This is a genomic window from Saccharothrix australiensis (assembly GCF_003634935.1).
Classification (GTDB): domain Bacteria; phylum Actinomycetota; class Actinomycetes; order Mycobacteriales; family Pseudonocardiaceae; genus Actinosynnema; species Actinosynnema australiense.
In genome coordinates, this window is record NZ_RBXO01000001.1 from 5,546,790 (window position 1) to 5,566,546 (window position 19,757).

Sequence of the window (19,757 nt, forward strand, 5' to 3'; positions counted from 1 at the left end):
GAGCGGGCGTGTCCGCGCGGCGGGTCTACCGCGGGCGTGGCACGGCGTCGCCGTAGGTCCGGAACAGCGCGGGCAGGCCGGTCGCGCGCTCGGCCAGCGCCGCCCAGCAGCGGGCGACCAGGGCCCGCGCCCGCGTGCCTGCCCACGGCTGCGGCAGCAGCACCGGCGGCAGCAGCGGGTCGGGCTCGACCGCGCGGGTGAACTCGGCGGCCAGTTCCACGGCGATCCGCAGCAGGTCGACGTGCGACGCGCCCTCCGTCAGCCGCCGCAACCGCACCCGCGCCACCTCGGCCAGCCGCTCGTGGCGGGCGGCGACCTCGTCCAGCGGCCACAGCCGCGCGGCCAGCGCCGCCGGTGACCGCTCCCGCCCGACCCGCAGGTCGGTACTGGTCAGGAAGGTCACGGCGGGCAGCACGCCGAGCCGCGCGGCCTCGCCCTCGACCAGTTCCTCCCAGTCGTGCGGTGAGACGTAGAGCCCGCTGTGCAGCGCCGCGCCGCCCAGCCGCACGATGGCGTCGCGCAGGGCGTCGCGCGCCGGCCGCCGCGACTCGGGCACGGCGAACGCCACGAGGTGCCACACCTCGTCCCACCGGGCCTCCCCCGCGTCCTGCCGGTACATGAACCGCACGAACTCGACGTCCGGCTCCGCGGCGCGGAGCGCCTGCGGCGTCATCCGCAGCACGGCCCGCCGCCCGCGTCCCTCCACGGTGAACTTGCCCTCGTCGACCAGCCGCTTCACGCACAGCCGCACCTGCTGGTCGCTCATCCCGAGCGCGTCGGCCACCTCGTACAGCTCACCCGCCTCGACCACGCCGTCCTCGCTCACCAGCGCCTCGACCAGGGTCCGGGTGGGCACCTCCACGTCCATGTGCTCAAATCTACAACGTTCGTATCGGGAACGATAGTTTGGGGTGACCAGGTGAAGAAGTGGCTGCTCGGCCTGCTCGCGCTGGCCCTCGCGTGCGGTGGCTGGGTCGTCCACCAGCACTCGTACGACCTCCGCGAGCAGCGCGTGGAGATCGGCGACCTGCGCGCGGTGCTCGCCCTGCCCGAGCACGGCGACCGGCACGGGCTGGTGGTGTTCGTGCACGGCGACGGGCCGATCGACGCGACCCACGACACCTTCTACCGGCCGATGTGGGAGTCCTTCGCCCGCGCCGGGTACGCGTCGCTGTCGTGGGACAAGCCCGGCGTCGCCGGCGCGCCGGGCAACTGGCTCCACCAGAGCATGGCCGACCGCACCCGCGAGGTGCTGGACGCGGTCGCGTGGGCGCGGTCCCGCCCGGACGTCGATCCCGACCGGATCGGCCTGTGGGGCGCCAGCCAGGCCGGGTGGGTGCTGCCGGCGGCGGCGCGGCACCCGGACGTGAAGTTCGCGATCGCCGTCTCCCCCGCCGTGAACTGGCACCGGCAGGGCCGGTTCAACCTGCTCGCGGAACTCGCGGACCGCGGCGCGTCCGCCGAGGAGACCGCCGCCGCGCTGGCCGCGCGGGAGCGGACGCTGGACCACCTGCGCCGCCGGTCGACGTTCGAGGAGTACCGGGCGGCGGGGGGCGACCCGGAGATCACGCCCGACCGGTGGCGGTTCATCCTGGCCAACCACGAGTCCGACGCGTCGGCCGACCTGGCGCGGGTCGACGTGCCGGTGCTGCTGGTCCTCGGCGGGCACGACCGCAACGTCGACGTCGCCGACACCGAGACCCACTACCGCCGACTGGTCCGCCGGCTGCGGGTCGCGCACCACCCGGACGGCACGCACGGCATGACGCGCGCCGACCTCGGCCCGTTCGCCACCACCGTCGTGGCGATCGCGGCTCCCCGCTCGGTGTTCGCGCCCGGCTACCTGGAGGAGCAACGCAGGTTCCTGGAAGACCTCCGGTGACGGCCGCCCCGGCGCACGCCACCCGCGCCACGGCCCGCGTCGCCCCGCCGGGTCGTGACGCTGCGTGCACCCCGACGGGAACTCCGTACGGGTTCCTCCTCGCGGGTTGGGTCCACCGGCTTGGGGTTGTCCCATCGGCCCGCCGGGTGTGAGATCGAGCACTAAACACTTGTGGAGGGTGGTCCTCATGGGAACCAAAAGCTCCGACAACGGCCACTCGGCAGGCGCGGTCGCTGTAGACGACCCGGCCAAGGTCCGCAATGTCGTCCTCGTCGGCCCGTCCGGCGCGGGCAAGACGACGCTCACCGAGGCCCTGCTTGCCTCTACCGGCGTGCTCACGAGGGCCGGCTCGGTCACCGAGGGCAACACCGTCTGCGACCACGACCCGGCCGCCGTCCGGCAGCAGCGGTCCGTGGGGCTCGCGGTCGCGCCGGTGCGGCACGGCGACGTGAAGATCAACTTCATCGACACGCCCGGCTACGCGGACTTCGTCGGCGAGCTGCGGGCCGGGCTGCGCGCCGCCGACGCCGCGCTGTTCGTCGTCAGCGCCGCCGAGGGCGTGGACGCCGCGACGGTGGCGCTGTGGGAGGAGTGCGCGGCGGTCGGGATGCCGCGCGCCGTCGTCCTGTCCCGGACCGACCACCACCGGGCCGACGTGACGACCGGCATCGCGGCGTGCCAGGCGGCGTTCGGCGCGGGCGTCGTCCCGCTCTACCTGCCCGGCGACGACGGCCTGGTCGGCCTGCTGACCACCGACGACCCGCGCTACGCGGAGCAGCGAAACGCGCTGATCGAGGGCATCATCGCCGAGAGCGAGGACGAGACCCTCATGGACCGCTACCTCGGCGGCGAGGACATCGACCAGGCCACGCTCATCGCCGACCTGGAGACCGCCGTCGCGCGCGGCTCGTTCCACCCGGTGCTGCCGGTGTGCGCGGTCACCGGGCTGGGCCTCGCCGAGCTGCTCGACGGCGTGGCGCGGGCGTTCCCGTCCCCGCTGGAGCACCCGCTGCCCGAGGTCACCGGCGTGGACGGCATCCCGCACCCCCGGCTGGCGCCCGACCCGGACGGCCCGCTGGTCGCCGAGGTCGTGCGGACCGCCGTCGACTCCTACGTCGGGCGCGTGTCGCTGGTCCGGGTGTTCTCCGGGACGCTGCGCCCGGAACGCCCGGTGCACGTGTCCGGCCACGGCATGGCCGACCGCGGGCACGAGGACCACGACGCGGACGAGCGGGTGGCGCACGTCTACTCGCCGCTGGGCGCGAACCTGCGCGAGGTGCCCTACTGCGTGGCGGGCGACCTGTGCGCGCTGACCAAGCTCGGGTCCGCCGAGACCGGCGACACGGTGTCCGCGCCGGACAAGCCGCTGCTGATGACACCGTGGCGGATGCCGGAGCCGCTGCTGCCGGTCGCCGTGGTGCCGCGCAGCCGCAGCGACGAGGACAACCTCGCCCGCAACATCGGCAGGCTGGTCGCGGGCGACCCGACGCTGCGGCTGGAGCGCAACGCCGAGACCCACCAGCTCGTGCTGTGGTGCATGGGCGAGGCGCACGCCGACGTCGTGCTGGCCCGGCTGCGCGCCGGCGGCGCGGAGGTCGACACCGAGCCGGTGCGGGTGGCGCTGCGGGAGACGTTCGTCGCGCAGTCCAAGGGCCACGGCAGGCACGTGAAGCAGTCCGGCGGGCACGGCCAGTACGCCGTGTGCGACATCGTCGTGGACCCGCTGCCGCGCGGCGGCGGGTTCGAGTTCGTGGACCGGGTCGTCGGCGGCGCGGTGCCGCACCAGTTCATCCCCAGCGTCGAGAAGGGCGTGCGCGCGCAGCTGGCGCGCGGGCTCCAGGCCGGGCACCCGGTGGTCGACGTGCGCGTGACCCTGGTGGACGGCAAGGCGCACTCGGTGGACTCGTCGGACGCCGCGTTCCAGACCGCGGGCGCGCTGGCGCTGAAGGAGGCGGCGGCGGCCGGCCGGACCGCGCTGCTCGAACCGGTGGACGAGGTCGCGATCCGGCTGCCCGACGACCACCTGGGCACCGTCCTGGGCGACCTGTCGGGACGGCGCGGCCGGGTCCTCGGCACCGAGGCCGACACACCCGGCTACACCGTGATCCGGGCTGAGGTGCCCGCCACGGAGCTGCTCCGGTACGCGATCGAGCTGCGCTCCCTGACCTCCGGCACCGGCACCTACACCCGCCGCTTCTGCCGCTACGACCCGCTGCCGCAGTCGCTGGCCGCGCGGACGTCGTGACCCGTGCCGGGCCCGCGACCCCCCGACGGTCGCGGGCCCGGCACGGCGGCTCAGGTGTTGCGCGGGAAGCCGAGGTTGACGCCGCCGTGCGACGGGTCGAGCCAGCGGCCGGTGACGACCTTGGTGCGGGTGAAGAAGTGCACGCCCTCCGGGCCGTAGGCGTGCGAGTCGCCGAACAGCGAGTCCTTCCAGCCGCCGAACGAGTAGTACGCCACGGGCACCGGGATCGGCACGTTGACCCCGACCATGCCGACCTCGACCTCGTGCTGGAACCGCCTGGCCGCGCCGCCGTCGTTGGTGAAGATCGCCGTGCCGTTGCCGTACCGGTTGGCGTTGACCAGCGCCACCGCGTCGTCGTAGGTCGGGACCCGCAGCACCGACAGCACCGGGCCGAAGATCTCGTCGCGGTAGACCGACATGTCGACGCCGACGCGGTCGAACAGCGTCGGCCCCAGCCAGAAGCCGTCCGCCTCGCCGTCGACCGGGTGGGTCCGGCCGTCGACCACCAGCTCGGCGCCCTCCGCGACACCGGCGTCCACGTAGGACAGCACCTTGTCGCGGTGCGCCCCGGTCACCAGCGGACCCATCTCGGAACCGGGCCGGCGGCCGTCGCCGACCCGCAGCGCGGCGATGCGCTCGACGATCTTCGCGACCAGCTCGTCGGCCACCGGGTCCACGGCGACCACGGCCGAGATCGCCATGCACCGCTCACCCGCCGAGCCGAAACCGGCGGAGACCGCCGCGTCGGCCGCCAGGTCGAGGTCCGCGTCGGGCAGCACCACCATGTGGTTCTTGGCGCCGCCCAACGCCTGTACGCGCTTGCCGTGCCGCGTGCCCGACTCGTAGACGTAGCGGGCGATCGGCGTGGAACCGACGAACGACACCGCCTTCACGTCGGGGTGCTCCAGGATGCGGTCCACGGCCTCCTTGTCGCCGTGCACCACGTTCAGCACGCCGTCGGGCAACCCCGCCTCGGCGAACAGCTCCGCGATGAACACCGACGCCGACGGGTCCTTCTCCGACGGCTTGAGCACCACGGTGTTGCCGCACGCGATCGCGTTCGGCACGAACCACAGCGGCACCATCGCCGGGAAGTTGAACGGCGAGACCACGCCGACCACGCCCAGCGGCTGGAGGATGGAGTACACGTCGACCCTGGTGGAGGCGTTCTCGCTGAACCCGCCCTTGAGCAGGTGCGGTATGCCGCAGGCGAACTCCACGCACTCCAACGCGCGCTGCACCTCGCCCGCCGCGTCGGACAGCACCTTGCCGTGCTCGGCGGTCACGATCGCCGCCAACTCGTCCTTGCGGGCGTTGAGCAGCTCGCGGAAGGCGAACAGCACGGTCGCCCGCCGCGCGAGGGACGCCTCGCGCCAGCCCGCGAACGCCTCCCGCGCCACCGCGACCGCTTCGTCCACAGTGGACGCCGACGCGAAGTCGACGCGCGCCGAGACCCGTCCCGTGGCCGGGTCGTAGACGTCGCCGCCGCGCTCCGCGACGCCGTCCCAGGGCTTTCCGCCGATCCGGTGGGTGATCCTCACAGCACGGCCCCCAGGATGCCCAACGCTTCCTCCACCTCGTCCTCCGTCACGGTCATCGGCGGCGCGAGCCGGATGACGTTGCCGTACAAGCCGCCCTTGCCGACCAGCAGCCCGCGTTCCCGCGCGCCCTCCAGCGCCGCCGTCGCGGCCGCGGGGTCCGGCGCGCCGTCGGGCCCGACCAGCTCGATGCCGACCATCAGGCCCTTGCCGCGCACGTCGCCCACCGCCGGCCGCTCCTCGGCGATGGCGCGCAGCCCGGTCAGCAGCCGCTCGCCCCGCTTGGCGGCGTTGGCCTGGAGGTCGTGGTCCAGCAGGTAGTCCAGCGTCGCCAGCGCGCCCGCCGTGGACACCGGGTTGCCGCCGAACGTGGAGATCGAGTTGGCCGTCAGGCAGTCCATCAGGTCGCCGCGCGCGACGACACCGCCGATCGCCAGGCCGTTGCCCAGGCCCTTGGCGAAGGTCATCGCGTCCGGCGTCACGCCGTGCGCCTGGATGCCCCAGAAGTGCTCGCCCGTGCGACCCCAGCCGGTCTGCACCTCGTCGGAGACGAACAGGATGCCGTACTCGTCGAGGACTTCCTTGAACGCGCCGAACAACCCGTCCGGCGGGGTGGCGAAGCCGCCGACGCCCTGGATCGGCTCGGCCAGCAGGCACGCCACGTCGCCCGCCGTGGTCGTCTCGATCACCTCGCGCAGGTCCGCCACGCACGCCTTGACGTAGTCGGCGTCCGAGTAGTCCTTGAACGGGCTGCGGTACCGGTAGCCGCCGTGCACCCAGCTGACCTTCACCGGGCTCAGCGAGGACGCCGACCAGCCGCGGTTGCCGGTGACGGCCATGCTCGCGAACGACCGGCCGTGGTAGGAGTTGCGCAGCGCGAGGACCTGGTCGCTGCGGCGGTAGGAGGTGGCCAGCACGAGCGCGGTCTCGTTGGCCTCGGTGCCGGAGTTGGTGAAGAACACCTTGGCGTCCGGGATGCCGGACAGCGCGGCGATCCGCTCGGCCAGCTCGACCTGCGAGCGGATCAGGTAGAGCGTCGAGCTGTGCAGCACGCCGGTGTCGACCTGGGACCGGATCGCGTCGCTGATCTCCGCCACGTCGTAGCCGATCGCGTTGGTCAGGATGCCGGCGAAGAAGTCCAGGTAGGTGCGCCCCTCGCGGTCGGTCACCCGCCGGCCGGCGGCGCTGGCCAGCTCGATCGGCTGCTCGTAGTAGAGCGCCAGCCAGTCCGGCAGCACCGCGCGGTGCCGGGCCAGCAGCTCGGCGTGCCCACCGGCGGTCCGCCCGCCGCCCGCATCGACCATCGAGTCCTCCTCCACCGGGTGTCCCTGGTGCGGAAGTGTGGCCCGGCCGCGCGGACCACCGCCATGCACAACCTGTACCGCTTTTCGGCGGATCGCATTACGTTGTGTCCATGTACCCCACGCTTGCGGAAGCCCTCGCCTTACCGGTGATCCGCCGGGCCGAGCCACACGTCGTCGCGGGCGCGGCCGGGTTGCAGCGCCGGGTGCGCTGGGTGCACGCGGCGGAGATCGCCGACATCGCGCACCTGCTGCGCGGCGGCGAACTCGTGCTGACCACCGGTATCGCCCTGCCCGACGACGCGGCCGGCCTCGCGGGCTACGTCGCCGACCTGGCCGCCGTCGGCGCGTCCGGGCTGGTCGTGGAGCTGGTGCGGCGGTGGGCCGACCGGGTGCCCGGCGCGCTGGTGGCGGCGGCCGAGGAGCACGGGCTGCCGCTGGTGACGCTGGCCCGCGAGACCCGGTTCGTGGCCGTGACCGAGGCGGTGGTGGCGCTGATCGTGGACGCGCAGCTCGCCGAGCTGCGGGCGGCCGAGGTGGTGCACGAGACGTTCACGGCGCTGACCGTGGCCGGCGCGGAACCGGCCGAGGTGCTGCGCGAGGTCGCCCGGACCTCCGGCCTGCCGGTCGTGCTGGAGACGCTGGGGCACGAGGTGCTGGCCTACGACGCGGCCGGGCAGGACCCGAGGGCGCTGCTGGCCGACTGGGTCGCGCGGTCGCAGGCGGTGACCGTGCCCGAGCGCACGGCGTACCACGAAGGGGCGGGGTGGCTGGTCACCGTCGTCGGCGCGCGCGGCGCGGACTGGGGCCGGCTGGTGCTGCTGTCGCCCGAACCGCCGCCGCACCGGCACGTCGTGGTCGCCGAGCGGGCGGCGTCGGCGCTGGCCGTGCACCGGCTCGTGGCGCGGGACCGGGAGTCGCTGGAGCGCCAGACCCACCGCACCCTGCTGACCCAGCTGCTCGGCAGCCCGCCGCAGGACCTCACCGCGCGGGCGGCGGCGCTGGGCGTGCCGCTCGACCGCAGGCAGCTCGTCGGCGTCGCGATCCGACCCGGCGCGGCCACCGCGCCCGCGCAGGCGCTCGCGACCCAGGAGGTGCTGCGCGACCTGGCGGAGGCGACGGCGCTGGCGACCCGCCGCGTGACCGTGCCCGCGCTGGTCGGGGTCGTGGACGACACGAGCGTGCGGGCGCTGCTGTCGCTGCCGCCCGCCGCCGGCCTCGACGGCGTGCTCCGCCGACTGGCCCGCGAGGTGCACCGGACGGCCGCCGCGACGCAGCACGCGCTGCCGGTCGTGATCGCCGTGGGCACCACCGTGACGGCGCTGCCCGACGTCCGGCGCAGCCTCGGCGAGGCCGCGCACATCGCGGCGGCGGCCCTGCGCTCGTCGGCGGGCAGGCTCTACCACCGGCTGGACGACGTGCGGCTGCGCGGGCTGCTGCACCTGCTGCGCGAGGACGAGCGCGTGCGGGCGTTCGCGGACCGCGAGCTGGGACCACTGCTCGCGCGCGACGACGCGCAGGGCAGCCGGCTCGTGGAACTGCTGCGGTGCTACTGCGAGCACGGCGGCAACAAGTCGGCCGCCGCCGCGGCGGCGCACCTGTCCCGGACCGCCTACTACCAGCAGTTGGCCAGGATCGAGCAGGTGCTGGGCGTGTCGCTGGAGGACCCGGAGTCCGTGCTGTCGCTCCACGTGGCGCTGCTGGTGCGGGACATGGGCGAGCACTGACCCGGACGTGCACTGACGTCGTCGGACCGCCGGCCTTCACCGGCGACGTGACCGCGCGGGGGTGACGGCCCCGCAGGGCCGTCCGCGGTCGGCACGAACCGGGCGCGGGAGCGGCGGTGGTGCGCGGGTGACGGACACGGGCCTGCCGTCCGCGGTCGGGCGCGGGACGACGGTGCACGTGGCCGCCGGCGGTCCGACGACGTCGGCCGGTCAGCCCAGCGGGGGCAGGGTGACCGGCGGGATCGGGAGGGCGGGCAACTGCTCGGCGGGCGGTGCGAGCGCCGGCACGTCGAGCGCCGACCGCGACTGGGCGGGAGCCCGCACCGGCAGGTCGCGCACCTCCGGCGCGGCCACCGCGACCGAGCGCGCGGGCGGCTCGGGCGCGACGGGCAGCGGCGACGGGATGGGCAGCTTGACGGCCTCGCGGACGACCGGCTCACCACCGAGCAGGTCACGGCCGAGCGGGTCCGGCGCGGGCCGGGCGACGCGGACGTCCGGTGCGGTCGCGCCACCGACCTCGGGCGCGGCGCGCAGCGTGCCGTCCACGACGTCCAACGGGTGCTGCGCCGCCGAGGCCGCGCCGAAGAGCAGCGGCGACGCCCCGGCGGCGAGCAGGGCGGCGGCACGGACGAGTGCGCGGGTGCGGTGTGCGGGCACGGTGTTCCTCACCTGGGTCGGGGACCGAACGATCGACAACTCCGACATCGGCACCGTTCCCGCCGAACCAAACCCGCTCGATAGGGTGACTGACCCTCCGTGTCGCCCACCACTCGATCAGGGGGCACCACCCCCGCCGCACGGCACGGACCCCCGCCTCCGCACCGCGCCGCACCGACGGCACGCCCAGAGTCATCCTCGGTGGCCGGCCGTCCGGCGAGGACGCTTTCAGCTTCGACTCAAACCCCGCACCGCACCAACCCGCACCCCCACGCCCTTCACAACACCGCCCCCGACCACACCACGCCCTTCACAACACCACGCCCTTCACGACACCGCAGCCTGGTACGACACCGCCCCGTACTCCGGATGCGACGCCAACCACGCCGTATAGCGGGGATTGCGCTCAGCCGTCTCCCGGTACGCCTCACCCGCGTACCGCAGCACCTGCGGCGCGAACGCCGCCGCGGGCGCCTCCGGGTCCCACCCGAGGAGGTGCCGCCAGCGCAGCGGCGCGCCCGCGATCGGCATCGCCACCAGGCCGGGCGCGCGGCGGAAGGTGGGCTGGCACAACGCGACCGCGTCCCCGGACTGCGCGAGGTCGATGCAGCTGTTGATGTCCACCTCGTACATCGTGCGCGGGGTGAAGCCGGCCCGGCTGCACGCGGCGACGAAGCACTCGCCGAAGCAGCCGTCCCCCGGCACGACCGCCCACTGCATGTCCTTGAGGGCGGCCAACTCCACCTCGTCCCGCAGGGTGAACGGGTGGTCCTCGGGCACCAGCACGAACACCGGGTCGAGCGCGACCACGCTCCAGGTGAGCCCGTACTCCGACGGCGGCGGCGCGTCGCCGCAGACACCGGCCAGCACGTAGTCCAACCTGCCCTGGGCGACGGCGGCCGACAGCTCGTCGTTCGACCACGACGCCTGCGTGCTGACGTGCGCGCCCGGGTGCGCTTCGGTGATGCGGTGCACGACGCCGCCCAGCATCGGGCCGTTCACCGCGCCGACTCTGTAGCGCTCGTTCGGCAGCGTGTCGTCGACCAACCTCAACGCGTCCTCCTGGAGCCGGGAGAACGCGGGCAGCAGCACGCGGGCGCGTTCCAGCACCAGGTCGCCGAGCATGGTCGGCCGCGCGCCCTTGTGGTCGCGCTCGAACAGCTTGCCGCCGAGCAGTCCCTCGATCCGGTGCAGTTGAGCGGTGAGCGCGGGTTGCGCGAGGCCCAGCAGGGAGGACGCTTTCGACAGGCTGCCCGCGTCGGCGATGGCGCAGACCACCCGCAAGTGGCGCAGTTCGAGCTTCATCCAACCGACGGTAAATGACTGTGAACGGACAGTCGAGGGCTCTAACGCGAAGCAGAGGGGGTATTCCTTATGGCCCCCACCAGAGGGGCCGATGGCAATGGACAGGGTGTGCTCGATTCACGGCAAGCGTGGACACTCCGACACTGCCCGCGGCACGCGGGGCGATCCGAGGATGCCGGGATGGGAATCGCGCCGGACAACCCGCCCGAGGGAGCCTCACGAGCCTGACAGGGGAGTGACCGATGGCCCTCGACCCCGCGGCACAGGCCGTCTCCGGTCCCGACGGTCGGGTGGAGCTGCGCGACCACTCCGCGATCGCGTCCAGCCCCCACTACAACGCCGAACTGGCCCCGGTGCCGCTGGCGCGGCGCACGTGGGGCACGTACAACTTCTTCGCGCTGTGGATGGGCATGGCGCACAACATCCCCAGCTACACGTTGGCCGCGTCGCTGGTGGCGCTGGGGATGGACTGGCTCCAGGCGCTGCTGACCATCACCCTGGGCAACCTGATCGTGCTGGTGCCGATGTTGCTCAACAGCCACGCGGGCACGAAGTACGGCATCCCCTTCCCGGTGTTCGCCCGCGCGTTCTACGGGGTGCGCGGCGCGAACCTGGTGGCGCTGCTGCGGGCGTTCGTCGCGTGCGCGTGGTTCGGCATCCAGACGTGGGTCGGCGGCGGGGCGCTGCACGTGGTCGTGGGCAGGCTCGCCGGCGACGGCTGGACGCGCGCACCGGAGGTGCTGGGCCGGGCGTGGACGCTGTGGCTGTGCTTCCTGGTCTTCTGGGTGGTGCAGATGCTGGTGGTCTGGCGGGGCATGGAGGCGATCCGCCGGTTCGAGAACTGGACCGCGCCGCTGGTCTCGGTGGGCTTCCTGGTGCTGCTGGCGTACGTCGCGGTGGAGGCGGGCGGGTTCGGCCCGATCCTGGCGGAGCCGTCGCGGCTGGGCTGGGGCCCGGACTTCTGGTCGGTGTTCTTCCCCGCGCTGATGGGCATGATCGCGTTCTGGTCGACGCTGTCGCTGAACATGCCCGACTTCACCCGGTTCGGCGGCAGCCAGCGGGAGCAGGCGCTCGGCCAGGTCCTCGGCCTGCCCACCACCATGTCGTTCATCGCGGTCGTGGCCATCCTGACCACGTCCGGCGCGGTCGCCCGGTACGGCGAGGCGATCTGGGACCCGGCGGAACTGGCGAGCCGGTTCGACAGCACCGCCGTGGTGCTGGTCGCCCTGGTGGCGCTGGTGGCGGCCACCGTCTCGGCGAACCTGGCGGCGAACGTGGTCAGCCCGGCCTACGACTTCTCCAACGCGTTCCCGAAGCGGATCACGTTCGCGGCGGGCGGCCTGCTCACCGGGCTCATCGGCGTCGCGATCCAGCCGTGGCGGCTGATCTCGGACCCGAGCGGCTACGTCTTCGCGTGGCTGGGCTTCTACGGCGGCCTGCTGGGTTCCGTGGCGGGCGTCCTGGTGGCCGGCTACTGGGTGCTGGCGCGCACCCGGCTGGCGCTGCCCGACCTCTACCTGGCCGGCCGCGGCGCGTACTGGTTCCGGGCGGGCTGGAACTGGCGGGCGGTCGCCGCGACCGCGCTCGGCTCGCTGCTCGCGGTGGGCGGCGCGCACGGCGGGCCGTTCCCGGCCGACGGCCTGCTCCCACCGCTCGCACCGCTCTACGACTACAACTGGGTCGTCGGCATGGTGGTCGGCTTGGTCGGCCACCTCGCGCTGGCGCCGCGGAGGGAGAACGCGTGACCGACACCGTCCGAGCGGGCCTGGTCCAGCAGCGGTGGACCGGCGACAAGGATTCCATGATCGACAACGCGGTGGCGGCGATCCGCGACGCCGCCGCGCGGGGCGCGCAGGTGGTGTGCCTCCAGGAGCTGTTCTACGGCCCCTACTTCTGCCAGGTGCAGGACGCGGACTACTACTCCTACACCGAGCGCGTGCCGGACGGCCCCACCACCGAGCTGATGCGGCAGGTGGCCGAGCGGCACGGCGTCGTGCTCGTCGTGCCGGTGTACGAGCAGGAGCAGCCCGGCGTGTACTTCAACACCGCGGCCGTGATCGACGCGGACGGCACCTACCTGGGCAAGCACCGCAAGAACCACATACCACAGGTGAAGGGGTTCTGGGAGAAGTTCTACTTCCGGCCCGGCAACCTCGGGTACCCGGTGTTCGACACGGCGGTCGGCCGGATCGGCGTCTACATCTGCTACGAGCGGCACTTCCCCGAGGGCTGGCGGGCGCTGGGGCTCGGCGGCGCGCGGATCGTGTTCAACCCGTCGGCGACGTCGCGCGGCCTCTCGGAGTACCTGTGGCGGCTGGAGCAGCCCGCCGCCGCCGTGGCCAACGAGTACTACGTCGGCACGATCAACCGGGTCGGGGTGGAACCGCTGGGCGACAACGAGTTCTACGGCCAGTCGTACTTCGTCGACCCGCGCGGCCAGTTGGTCGGCGAGGCGGCGTCGGACACCGAGGAGGAGGTCGTGGTGCGCGACCTCGACATGGACCGGCTGGCCGAGGTGCGCGACCTGTGGGCGTTCTACCGCGACCGCAGGCCGGACTCCTACGACTCCCTGGTGACGCCGTGAGCACGCTGGTGAAGGGCGGCCTGGTGGTCAACGCCACGGGGGCCGTCGCGGCCGACGTGCTGGTGGCGGGAGAGCGGATCGCCGCGCTGCTCGTGCCGGGGTTCCCGGTCGAGGCCGACGAGGTCGTCGACGCCACCGGCAAGTACGTGATCCCCGGCGGCATCGACGCCCACACGCACATGGAGATGCCGTTCGGCGGCACGTCGTCCTCCGACACGTTCGCCACCGGCACCACGGCGGCGGCGTGGGGCGGCACCACCACCATCATCGACTTCGCCGTGCAGGCCAAGGGCACGTCGCTGTTGTCCACCTTGGACAAGTGGCACGCGAAGGCCGACGGGAACTGCGCGATCGACTACGGGTTCCACATGATCGTGTCCGACGTGGACGACAGCTCGCTGAAGGAGATGGCCTCCTGCGCCGACGCGGGCGTCAACACGTTCAAGATGTTCATGGCCTACCCCGGCGTCTTCTACGCCACCGACGGCGAGATCCTGCGCGCCATGCGGCGGGCGCGCGAGATCGGCGCGACGATCATGATGCACGCCGAGAACGGCATCGCGATCGACCAGCTCGTCGCGCAGGCCCTCGCCGAGGGGCGCACCGACCCGGTGGAGCACGGCCTCACCCGGCCGCCCGAGCTGGAGGGCGAGGCGACGTCGCGGGCGATCACCCTCGCGCGGGTGACCGGCGCGCCGCTCTACGTCGTGCACCTGTCCGCCGCGCAGGCGCTCGACGCCGTCACCCGTGCCCGCGACACGGGGCAGAACGTGTTCGCCGAGACGTGCCCGCAGTACCTGTACCTGTCGTTGGAGGACCTGGGCAGGCCGGGGTTCGAGGGCGCCAAGTTCGTCGCCTCTCCCCCGCTGCGGCCCGCGGCGCACCAGGCGGAGCTGTGGCGCGGCCTGCGCACCAACGACCTGTCGGTGGTCTCCACCGACCACTGCCCGTTCTGCTTCAAGGAGCAGAAGGAGCTGGGGCGCGGCGACTTCACCAAGATCCCCAACGGGATACCGGGCGTGGAGCACCGGATCGACCTGCTGCACCAGGGTGTCGTGCGTGGTGAGATCAGCCTGGAGCGGTGGGTGGAGATCTGCTCCACCACGCCCGCGCGGATGTTCGGCCTGCACCCGCGCAAGGGGGTCGTCGCACCCGGCGCGGACGCCGACCTCGTGGTGTACGACCCGCGGGCGCGGCAGACCGTCTCGGCCGCGACGCACCACATGAACGTGGACTACTCGGCGTACGAGGGCATGGAGCTGACCGGGCGGGTCGAGGTGGTGCTGTCGCGCGGTGAGGTCGTCGTGGACGGCGGTGGCTTCCGCGGGTCCGTCGGGCACGGGCGGTTCCTGACCCGCGAGCTGAACCAGTACCTGCGGTAGGGGGCGCGGTGGACTTCGGTGTGGTGCTCCAGGCGGACCCGCCCGCGCGGGACGTGGTCGCGACGATGAAAGCCGCCGAGGACAGCGGTTTCCGCTACGGGTGGACGTTCGACTCCACCGTGCTGTGGCAGGAGCCGTTCGTCATCTACTCGCAGGTGCTGGCCGCGACCTCCGACCTGGTCGTCGGGCCGATGGTGACCAACCCCGTCACGCGGGACTGGTCGGTGCTCGCGTCGCTGTTCGCGACCCTGAACGACATGTTCGGCAACCGCACGGTGTGCGGCATCGGGCGGGGCGACTCGGCGCGGCGGGTGATCGGGCGGGCCCCGGCGTCGCTGGCCACGCTGCGCGAGGCGATGGCCGTGGTGAAGGGGCTCGCGGAGGGCCGCGAGGTCGTGCACCACGGCACGCCCGTGCGCATACCGTGGGTGCGCGACGGGAAGCTGGAGATGTGGATGGCGGCGTACGGGCCGCGGGCGCTGAAGCTGGTCGGCGAGCGGGCGGACGGGTTCATCCTCCAGACCGCCGACCCCGACATCGCGCGGTGGACCATCGGGTCGGTGCGCGCGGCGGCCGTGGCGGCGGGCCGCGACCCGGCGGCCATCACGATGTGCGTGGCCGCGCCCGCCTACGTCGGCGACGACCTCGCGCACCAGCGGGACCAGTTGCGCTGGTTCGGCGGCATGGTGGGCAACCACGTGGCCGACCTGGTCGCCCGCTACGGCGAGTCGGGCGCGGTGCCCAAGGCGCTGACCGACTACATCCGGGACCGGCGGGGCTACGACTACGCCCACCACGGTCGGGCGGGCAACCGGTCGGCGGACTTCGTGCCGGACTCCGTCGTGGACCGGTTCTGCCTGACGGGCCCGGCGGCGGCGCACGTGGAGCGGTTGCGGGAGCTGCGGGAGATCGGCGTGGACAACTTCGCGCTCTACCTGATGCACGACGACAAGGAGCGGACGTTGGCGGCGTACGGCAGCGAGGTCGTGCCGCACGTGTGATCGCGGGCGCCGTCACACGGGTGGCGGGTCGCAACTGGCGGCGCCGTGCCGGCCGCCCCCTCGGCCGACCTGTTCCGGCTCGCGCGCCGACCCCGTGCGCCCGCCTCCGGTGCTACCGTCGGAGAGGTGATCGACTTCGAGAAAGCGTCCGTGTTCAAGCTCGCGCCGTGCCGGCCGGAGGACATCGCGCCGCAGGTGTCGCCGATCATGATCCAGGGCGAGCAGATCGTGTCCTGCTTCAAGACCGTGCGCGACTTCGTCGTGTTCACGAACAAGCGGGTCATCGCGGTCAACGTCCAGGGCATGACGGGGCGCAAGAAGGACTTCACGTCCCTGCCCTACAGCCGCGTCCAGGCGTTCTCCATCGAGACGGCGGGCACGTTCGACATGGACGCCGAGCTGGACCTGTGGTTCTCGGGCCTGGGCCAGGTGCGGCTGGAGTTCCGGGGGCACGCCGACGTCCGCCTGCTGGGCCAGATGATCGCGACCTTCATCCTGTAGCCGCCCGACCGGGCGGGGGTGTCAGCGCACCAGGCGGGTCTCGCCGTCCCAGCCGGCCAGGGCGTCCGGCAGCACCTCCGCAAGCTGCACGGGGTACACGGTGTCGTCCGCCGCGCGCAGCTCCTCCACCGTCCACCACCGGTGGCGGCGGATGGTCCGCCGCTCCAGCTCGTTGAACCGCGACGTGTCCACGACGGCGCCGGGCGCACGGCACACGAAGAACCACTCCTCGGCCGCGTAGCTCAGCCCGTCGAAGCTGAACACCGCCCGCCGCCGCCACACCGGTCCGACCAGGTCCTCCGGCGGCAGCCGCAGCCCGGTCTCCTCGTACGCCTCGCGCACCGCCGCCGCCCGCAGGTCCTCCGAGGGCTCCACGCCGCCGCCGACGGTGAACCAGAACAGCTCCTCCGGGCGCGCCGGGTCGAACCCCTCGAACAGCAGGACCCGCCCGTCGCCGTCGACGAGCACCACCCGCGCGGACACGCGCTGGGTCGGCACGTCGGCGGGCGGCTCGGCGATCTCGAAGTACGACGGGGTCGGCGCGGTGCCCGCCAGGCGCAGCCTGCGCACCAGCCGCCACCGCCGCAGCGCCAGCGTGTCGCGCACCGCGTCGTTGTGGACCCGCCGCGCCAGCACCACCCGCTGCTCCGCGTCCGACAGCTCGGCGGCCAGCGCGGGCGCGAGGACCGACCGGTCCAGGTTCTCCAGCCGGGCGCTCAGCTCGTTCTCCGCCGCCTCGCGGTCGGCGCGCGCCGCCCGCTCGGCCCGGTCCGCCGCCGCGCGCAGCTCCGGCTCGCCGCACACGGCCGCGACCGCCCGCGCCACCACCGCGCGCCTGGCCAGCGCCGCGTCCAGGGCCGCCCAGGCGGCGTCGGTGCGCACGTGCAGCCGGTCGAGGCGGTTCGCCGTGGCCAGCGCCCACGGTCCGATCAGCGCGACCAGCCCGAGCAGCACCAGCAACGCCAACGCCACGCCGGAACTGGTCACGCCTCACCCACCCGGCGCGGGTCGGCCGCCATCGCGCTCTCGTAGACCCGCAGCACCTGGCCGGCCACCACCGACCAGTCGAAGGTCATGACCCGCTGCCGGGCCGCGTCCACGAAGGCCGCCCGGCGGACCGGGTCGCCGAGCAGGTCGCGCAGCGCCGCCGCCAGCGCGGGGGCGTCGCCGACCGGGGTCAGCACGCCCGCCCGGCCGTCGTCCAGCACCCGGCGGAACGCGTCGAGGTCGCTCGCCACCACCGCCGTCCCGGCGGCCATCGCCTCGGTGAGGATGATGCCGAAGCTCTCCCCGCCCGTGTTGGGCGCGCAGTACACGTCCACGCTGCGCAGCGCCCGCGCCTTGGTCTCGTCGTCGACCATGCCGAGGAAGTCCACCCGCGACGCCAGGTCGGGGCCTGCGGCCTGGCGCAGCTCGTCCTCGTCGCCGCGGCCGACGACCAGCAGCCGCGCGCCGTCCAGCTCCCGGAACGCCTCCAGCAGCACCGACATCCCCTTGCGCGGTTCGGTGAACCGGCCGACGAACCCGACCGTGCCGCCGGGCGCCGGGTACCCCTCCAGCGGTTCGGCGTCGGCGAAGAACGCGACGTCCACCCCGTTCGGGATCTCCACCGCGTCGCCGCCCAGGTGCTCCACCTGCACGCGGCGGGCCAGCGCCGACACCGCGATCCGCGCGGTGATCTTCTCCAGGAACGGCTGGAGCACCACCTGGAACGCCGACAGCATCTTCGACCGCGGCGTGGACGTGTGGAACGTCGCCACGATCGGACCGTCGGCCACCATCAGCGCCAGCATGGACAGCGACGGCGCGGTGGGCTCGTGCAGGTGCAGCACGTCGAAGTCGTGCTCGGCGATCCAGCGCCGCACCCGCGTGAACGACACGGGCCCGAACGACAGCCGCGCCACCGACCCGTTGTAGGGGATGCCGACGGCCCGCCCGGCGGAGGTCACGAACTCCGGCACGGGCGTGTCGTCGTCGGCGGGCGCCAGCACCTCCACCTCGTGGCCGAGGGAGCGCAACGCGCGCGCCAGGTCGACCACGTGCGCCTGCACGCCCCCGGGCACTTCGAAGGAGTACGGGCAGACGATGCCGACCCTCACTCGGCCCCCTCCCTGCGGGCCGCCACCCGGCGCAGGACCCGCTGCCTGCGCTCCGGCAGGTCGGCCAGCCACAACTGCTGGAGCATGTGCCAGTCGGTGGGGTGCGCCGCGATGTCGGCGGCGAACACGTCGGCCAGCGACTGGGTGGCCGCGGCGACGCCGCCGACGCCCGGCACCCGGATCGGCGGGTGGAAGCGCAGCGCCCACCCGTCCTCGGTGAACCACAGGCCCACCGGCAGCAGCGCCGCGCCGGTCGTCGCCGCCAGGTGCGCGGGACCGGCGGGCATCATGGTCGGCTCGCCGAAGAAGGTCACCGGCACGCCGCCCGCGGTCAGGTCCCGGTCGGCCAGCAGGCACACGGCGCCGTTCGCGCGCAGCCGCTGGGCCAGCACCACCGCCGGGTTGCGGTCGCCGCCGGTCAGCGGCACCACCTCGAAACCCAGGCTCTCCCGGAACCCGATGAACCGCCGGTACAGCGACTCGGGTTTGAGCCGTTCCGCGACCGTGGTGAACGTGCCGACGTGCCGCACCAGCCACACGCCCGCCACGTCCCAGTTGCCGCAGTGCGGCAGCGCGAGGACCACGCCGTTGCCCTCGGCCAGCGCCGCGTCCAGGTTCTCCACCCCGGTGAAGGACCGGTCGCACGCCGCGTGGACGGCGTCGAGGTCCATCGACGGCAGCCGGAACGCCTCGCGCCAGTACCGCGCGTACGACCGCACGGACAGGCGGACCAGCTCGTCCAGCTCGGCCTCGCCCGCGCGCGGCACGACCCGCCGCAGGTTGGCCCGCAGCTGCCGCACCCCCGCGCCGCCGCGCCGCGACACCCGGTCGGCGGCCCGGTCGAACAGGGCGGTCGCCCACTTCTCCGGCAGCAGCCGCACCAGCCGCCAGCCCGCCGCGTAGCCGAGGTCGGCCAGGCGTTCCCTCATGTCGACAGCTCCTTCGCGGCGCGCCGCACGGCCAGGACCCGCTGCGCCACCGTGACCACCACGAGCGCCGCCAGCAGGTACAGCGCGAGCGGCAGGACGTAGGGCACGCCCAGCCCGTGCAGCCCGACGCCGACCAGGGCGACGATGAACCGCTCCGCCCGTTCGGCCAGGCCGCCGTCGGCGGACAGGCCCGACGCCTCCGCCCGCGCCTTCACGTACGAGATGACCTGCGCGCCCACCAGCGCCACCAGCGCGGCGGCGGCCAGGCCCTTCTCACCCGCCTCGAAGCACCACCAGGTGATGGCGGCGAACAGCGCGCCGTCGGCGACCCGGTCGCAGCTCGCGTCCAGGACCGCGCCGAAGCTCGTGCCGCCGCCCTGCGCGCGGGCCATCGCCCCGTCGATGAGGTCGAACAGCACGAACGCGGTGACGACGGCGGCGCCGGCGAACAGCTGCCCGCGCGGGATGAACCACAGCGCGGCGGCGACGCAGCCGAGGGTGCCGAGCACCGTGACGGTGTTCGGGGTGAGGCCGCGTCGGAGCAGCCACGCACCGATCGGATCGGTGACGCGCGAAACCGACGCGCGGGCGAAGATGTTCAGCATG

General features: G+C 73.7%; 17 protein-coding genes. 8 read left to right on the forward strand and 9 right to left on the reverse strand.

The window, feature by feature from the left end; all coding sequences use genetic code 11:
* Positions 1-25 precede the first annotated feature (25 nt).
* Positions 26-868 (reverse strand): PaaX family transcriptional regulator C-terminal domain-containing protein, encoded by an 843-nt coding sequence (locus C8E97_RS23420; RefSeq protein WP_121007645.1) that lies wholly within the window; start codon positions 866-868, stop codon positions 26-28.
* A 51-nt stretch (positions 869-919) separates the two neighbouring features.
* On the opposite strand from C8E97_RS23420, the gene C8E97_RS23425 reads away from it, so the two are divergent.
* Both C8E97_RS23425 and C8E97_RS23430 read left to right on the forward strand, forming a co-directional pair.
* Positions 920-1,882, forward strand: coding sequence for an alpha/beta hydrolase family protein (locus C8E97_RS23425; RefSeq protein WP_121007646.1), 963 nt, complete (start codon positions 920-922; stop codon positions 1,880-1,882).
* A gap of 187 nt (positions 1,883-2,069) precedes the next feature.
* Positions 2,070-4,127, forward strand: coding sequence for an elongation factor G-like protein EF-G2 (locus tag C8E97_RS23430; protein WP_121007647.1), 2,058 nt, complete (start codon positions 2,070-2,072; stop codon positions 4,125-4,127).
* 50 nt (positions 4,128-4,177) lie between these two features.
* On the opposite strand, the gene C8E97_RS23435 is transcribed toward C8E97_RS23430, so the two are convergent.
* Both C8E97_RS23435 and C8E97_RS23440 read right to left on the reverse strand, forming a co-directional pair.
* The gene (locus C8E97_RS23435) at positions 4,178-5,668 is read right to left on the reverse strand and encodes a CoA-acylating methylmalonate-semialdehyde dehydrogenase (protein WP_121007648.1); all 1,491 of its coding nucleotides are present in this window, start codon (positions 5,666-5,668) and stop codon (positions 4,178-4,180) included.
* Positions 5,665-6,969, reverse strand: a complete 1,305-nt coding sequence (locus C8E97_RS23440; protein ID WP_121012192.1) for an aspartate aminotransferase family protein — start codon at positions 6,967-6,969, stop codon at positions 5,665-5,667. The genes C8E97_RS23435 and C8E97_RS23440 overlap by 4 nt, the downstream gene beginning before the upstream one ends.
* 110 nt (positions 6,970-7,079) lie before the next feature.
* Between C8E97_RS23440 and C8E97_RS23445 the strand changes: the two genes are divergently transcribed.
* On the forward strand, positions 7,080-8,693 hold the full coding sequence (locus tag C8E97_RS23445) for a PucR family transcriptional regulator (RefSeq protein ID WP_121012196.1): 1,614 nt from the start codon (positions 7,080-7,082) through the stop codon (positions 8,691-8,693).
* A 210-nt stretch (positions 8,694-8,903) separates the two neighbouring features.
* Here the strand turns inward: C8E97_RS23445 and C8E97_RS23450 are convergent, their stop codons facing one another.
* Positions 8,904-9,350, reverse strand: a complete 447-nt coding sequence (locus C8E97_RS23450; RefSeq protein WP_147455209.1) for a hypothetical protein — start codon at positions 9,348-9,350, stop codon at positions 8,904-8,906.
* A 327-nt stretch (positions 9,351-9,677) separates the two neighbouring features.
* Positions 9,678-10,655 carry a LysR family transcriptional regulator gene (locus C8E97_RS23455; RefSeq protein WP_121007650.1) on the reverse strand — a complete coding sequence of 326 codons (978 nt, stop codon included), beginning with the start codon at positions 10,653-10,655 and terminating at the stop codon, positions 9,678-9,680.
* 242 nt (positions 10,656-10,897) lie between these two features.
* Between C8E97_RS23455 and C8E97_RS23460 the strand changes: the two genes are divergently transcribed.
* The 5 genes from C8E97_RS23460 to C8E97_RS23480 all read left to right on the forward strand — a co-directional run bounded on the left by C8E97_RS23460 (position 10,898) and on the right by C8E97_RS23480 (position 16,123).
* The gene (locus C8E97_RS23460) at positions 10,898-12,400 is read left to right on the forward strand and encodes an NCS1 family nucleobase:cation symporter-1 (RefSeq protein ID WP_121007651.1); all 1,503 of its coding nucleotides are present in this window, start codon (positions 10,898-10,900) and stop codon (positions 12,398-12,400) included.
* Positions 12,397-13,239, forward strand: a complete 843-nt coding sequence (locus C8E97_RS23465; protein ID WP_121007652.1) for a nitrilase-related carbon-nitrogen hydrolase — start codon at positions 12,397-12,399, stop codon at positions 13,237-13,239. Before C8E97_RS23460 ends, C8E97_RS23465 begins: the two co-directional genes overlap by 4 nt.
* Positions 13,236-14,621, forward strand: coding sequence for a dihydropyrimidinase (gene hydA / locus C8E97_RS23470; protein WP_121007653.1), 1,386 nt, complete (start codon positions 13,236-13,238; stop codon positions 14,619-14,621). The genes C8E97_RS23465 and hydA overlap by 4 nt, the downstream gene beginning before the upstream one ends.
* An 8-nt stretch (positions 14,622-14,629) precedes the next feature.
* Complete coding sequence (locus tag C8E97_RS23475; protein WP_121007654.1) at positions 14,630-15,622, forward strand: TIGR03842 family LLM class F420-dependent oxidoreductase; 993 nt, start codon at positions 14,630-14,632, stop codon at positions 15,620-15,622.
* 126 nt (positions 15,623-15,748) lie between these two features.
* Positions 15,749-16,123 carry a PH domain-containing protein gene (locus C8E97_RS23480; protein ID WP_041312814.1) on the forward strand — a complete coding sequence of 125 codons (375 nt, stop codon included), beginning with the start codon at positions 15,749-15,751 and terminating at the stop codon, positions 16,121-16,123.
* Between the two features lie 21 nt (positions 16,124-16,144).
* Here C8E97_RS23480 and C8E97_RS23485 read toward each other — a convergent pair whose 3' ends face one another.
* The 4 genes from C8E97_RS23485 to pgsA are packed head-to-tail and all read right to left on the reverse strand — an operon-like array spanning position 16,145 to position 19,756.
* The gene (locus C8E97_RS23485; RefSeq protein WP_121007655.1) at positions 16,145-17,110 is read right to left on the reverse strand and encodes an NUDIX hydrolase; all 966 of its coding nucleotides are present in this window, start codon (positions 17,108-17,110) and stop codon (positions 16,145-16,147) included.
* Positions 17,107-18,222 carry a glycosyltransferase family 4 protein gene (locus C8E97_RS23490; protein ID WP_121007656.1) on the reverse strand — a complete coding sequence of 372 codons (1,116 nt, stop codon included), beginning with the start codon at positions 18,220-18,222 and terminating at the stop codon, positions 17,107-17,109. The genes C8E97_RS23485 and C8E97_RS23490 overlap by 4 nt, the downstream gene beginning before the upstream one ends.
* Positions 18,219-19,151, reverse strand: coding sequence for a phosphatidylinositol mannoside acyltransferase (locus C8E97_RS23495; RefSeq protein ID WP_121007657.1), 933 nt, complete (start codon positions 19,149-19,151; stop codon positions 18,219-18,221). The genes C8E97_RS23490 and C8E97_RS23495 overlap by 4 nt, the downstream gene beginning before the upstream one ends.
* Positions 19,148-19,756 carry a phosphatidylinositol phosphate synthase gene (pgsA, locus tag C8E97_RS23500; RefSeq protein ID WP_121007658.1) on the reverse strand — a complete coding sequence of 203 codons (609 nt, stop codon included), beginning with the start codon at positions 19,754-19,756 and terminating at the stop codon, positions 19,148-19,150. The genes C8E97_RS23495 and pgsA overlap by 4 nt, the downstream gene beginning before the upstream one ends.
* Position 19,757 lies beyond the last annotated feature (1 nt).

What these genes read in the sequence shown, in the direction of transcription:
- C8E97_RS23420 (WP_121007645.1), bottom strand. Translation starts at nt 868, where the DNA reads ATGGACGTGGAGGTGCCCACCCGGACCCTGGTCGAGGCGCTGGTGAGC.
- C8E97_RS23430 (WP_121007647.1), top strand. Translation starts at nt 2,070, where the DNA reads ATGGGAACCAAAAGCTCCGACAACGGCCACTCGGCAGGCGCGGTCGCT.
- C8E97_RS23440 (WP_121012192.1), bottom strand. Translation starts at nt 6,969, where the DNA reads ATGGTCGATGCGGGCGGCGGGCGGACCGCCGGTGGGCACGCCGAGCTG.
- C8E97_RS23445 (WP_121012196.1), top strand. Translation starts at nt 7,080, where the DNA reads ATGTACCCCACGCTTGCGGAAGCCCTCGCCTTACCGGTGATCCGCCGG.
- C8E97_RS23455 (WP_121007650.1), bottom strand. Translation starts at nt 10,655, where the DNA reads ATGAAGCTCGAACTGCGCCACTTGCGGGTGGTCTGCGCCATCGCCGAC.
- C8E97_RS23460 (WP_121007651.1), top strand. Translation starts at nt 10,898, where the DNA reads ATGGCCCTCGACCCCGCGGCACAGGCCGTCTCCGGTCCCGACGGTCGG.
- C8E97_RS23495 (WP_121007657.1), bottom strand. Translation starts at nt 19,151, where the DNA reads ATGAGGGAACGCCTGGCCGACCTCGGCTACGCGGCGGGCTGGCGGCTG.
- pgsA (WP_121007658.1), bottom strand. Translation starts at nt 19,756, where the DNA reads ATGCTGAACATCTTCGCCCGCGCGTCGGTTTCGCGCGTCACCGATCCG.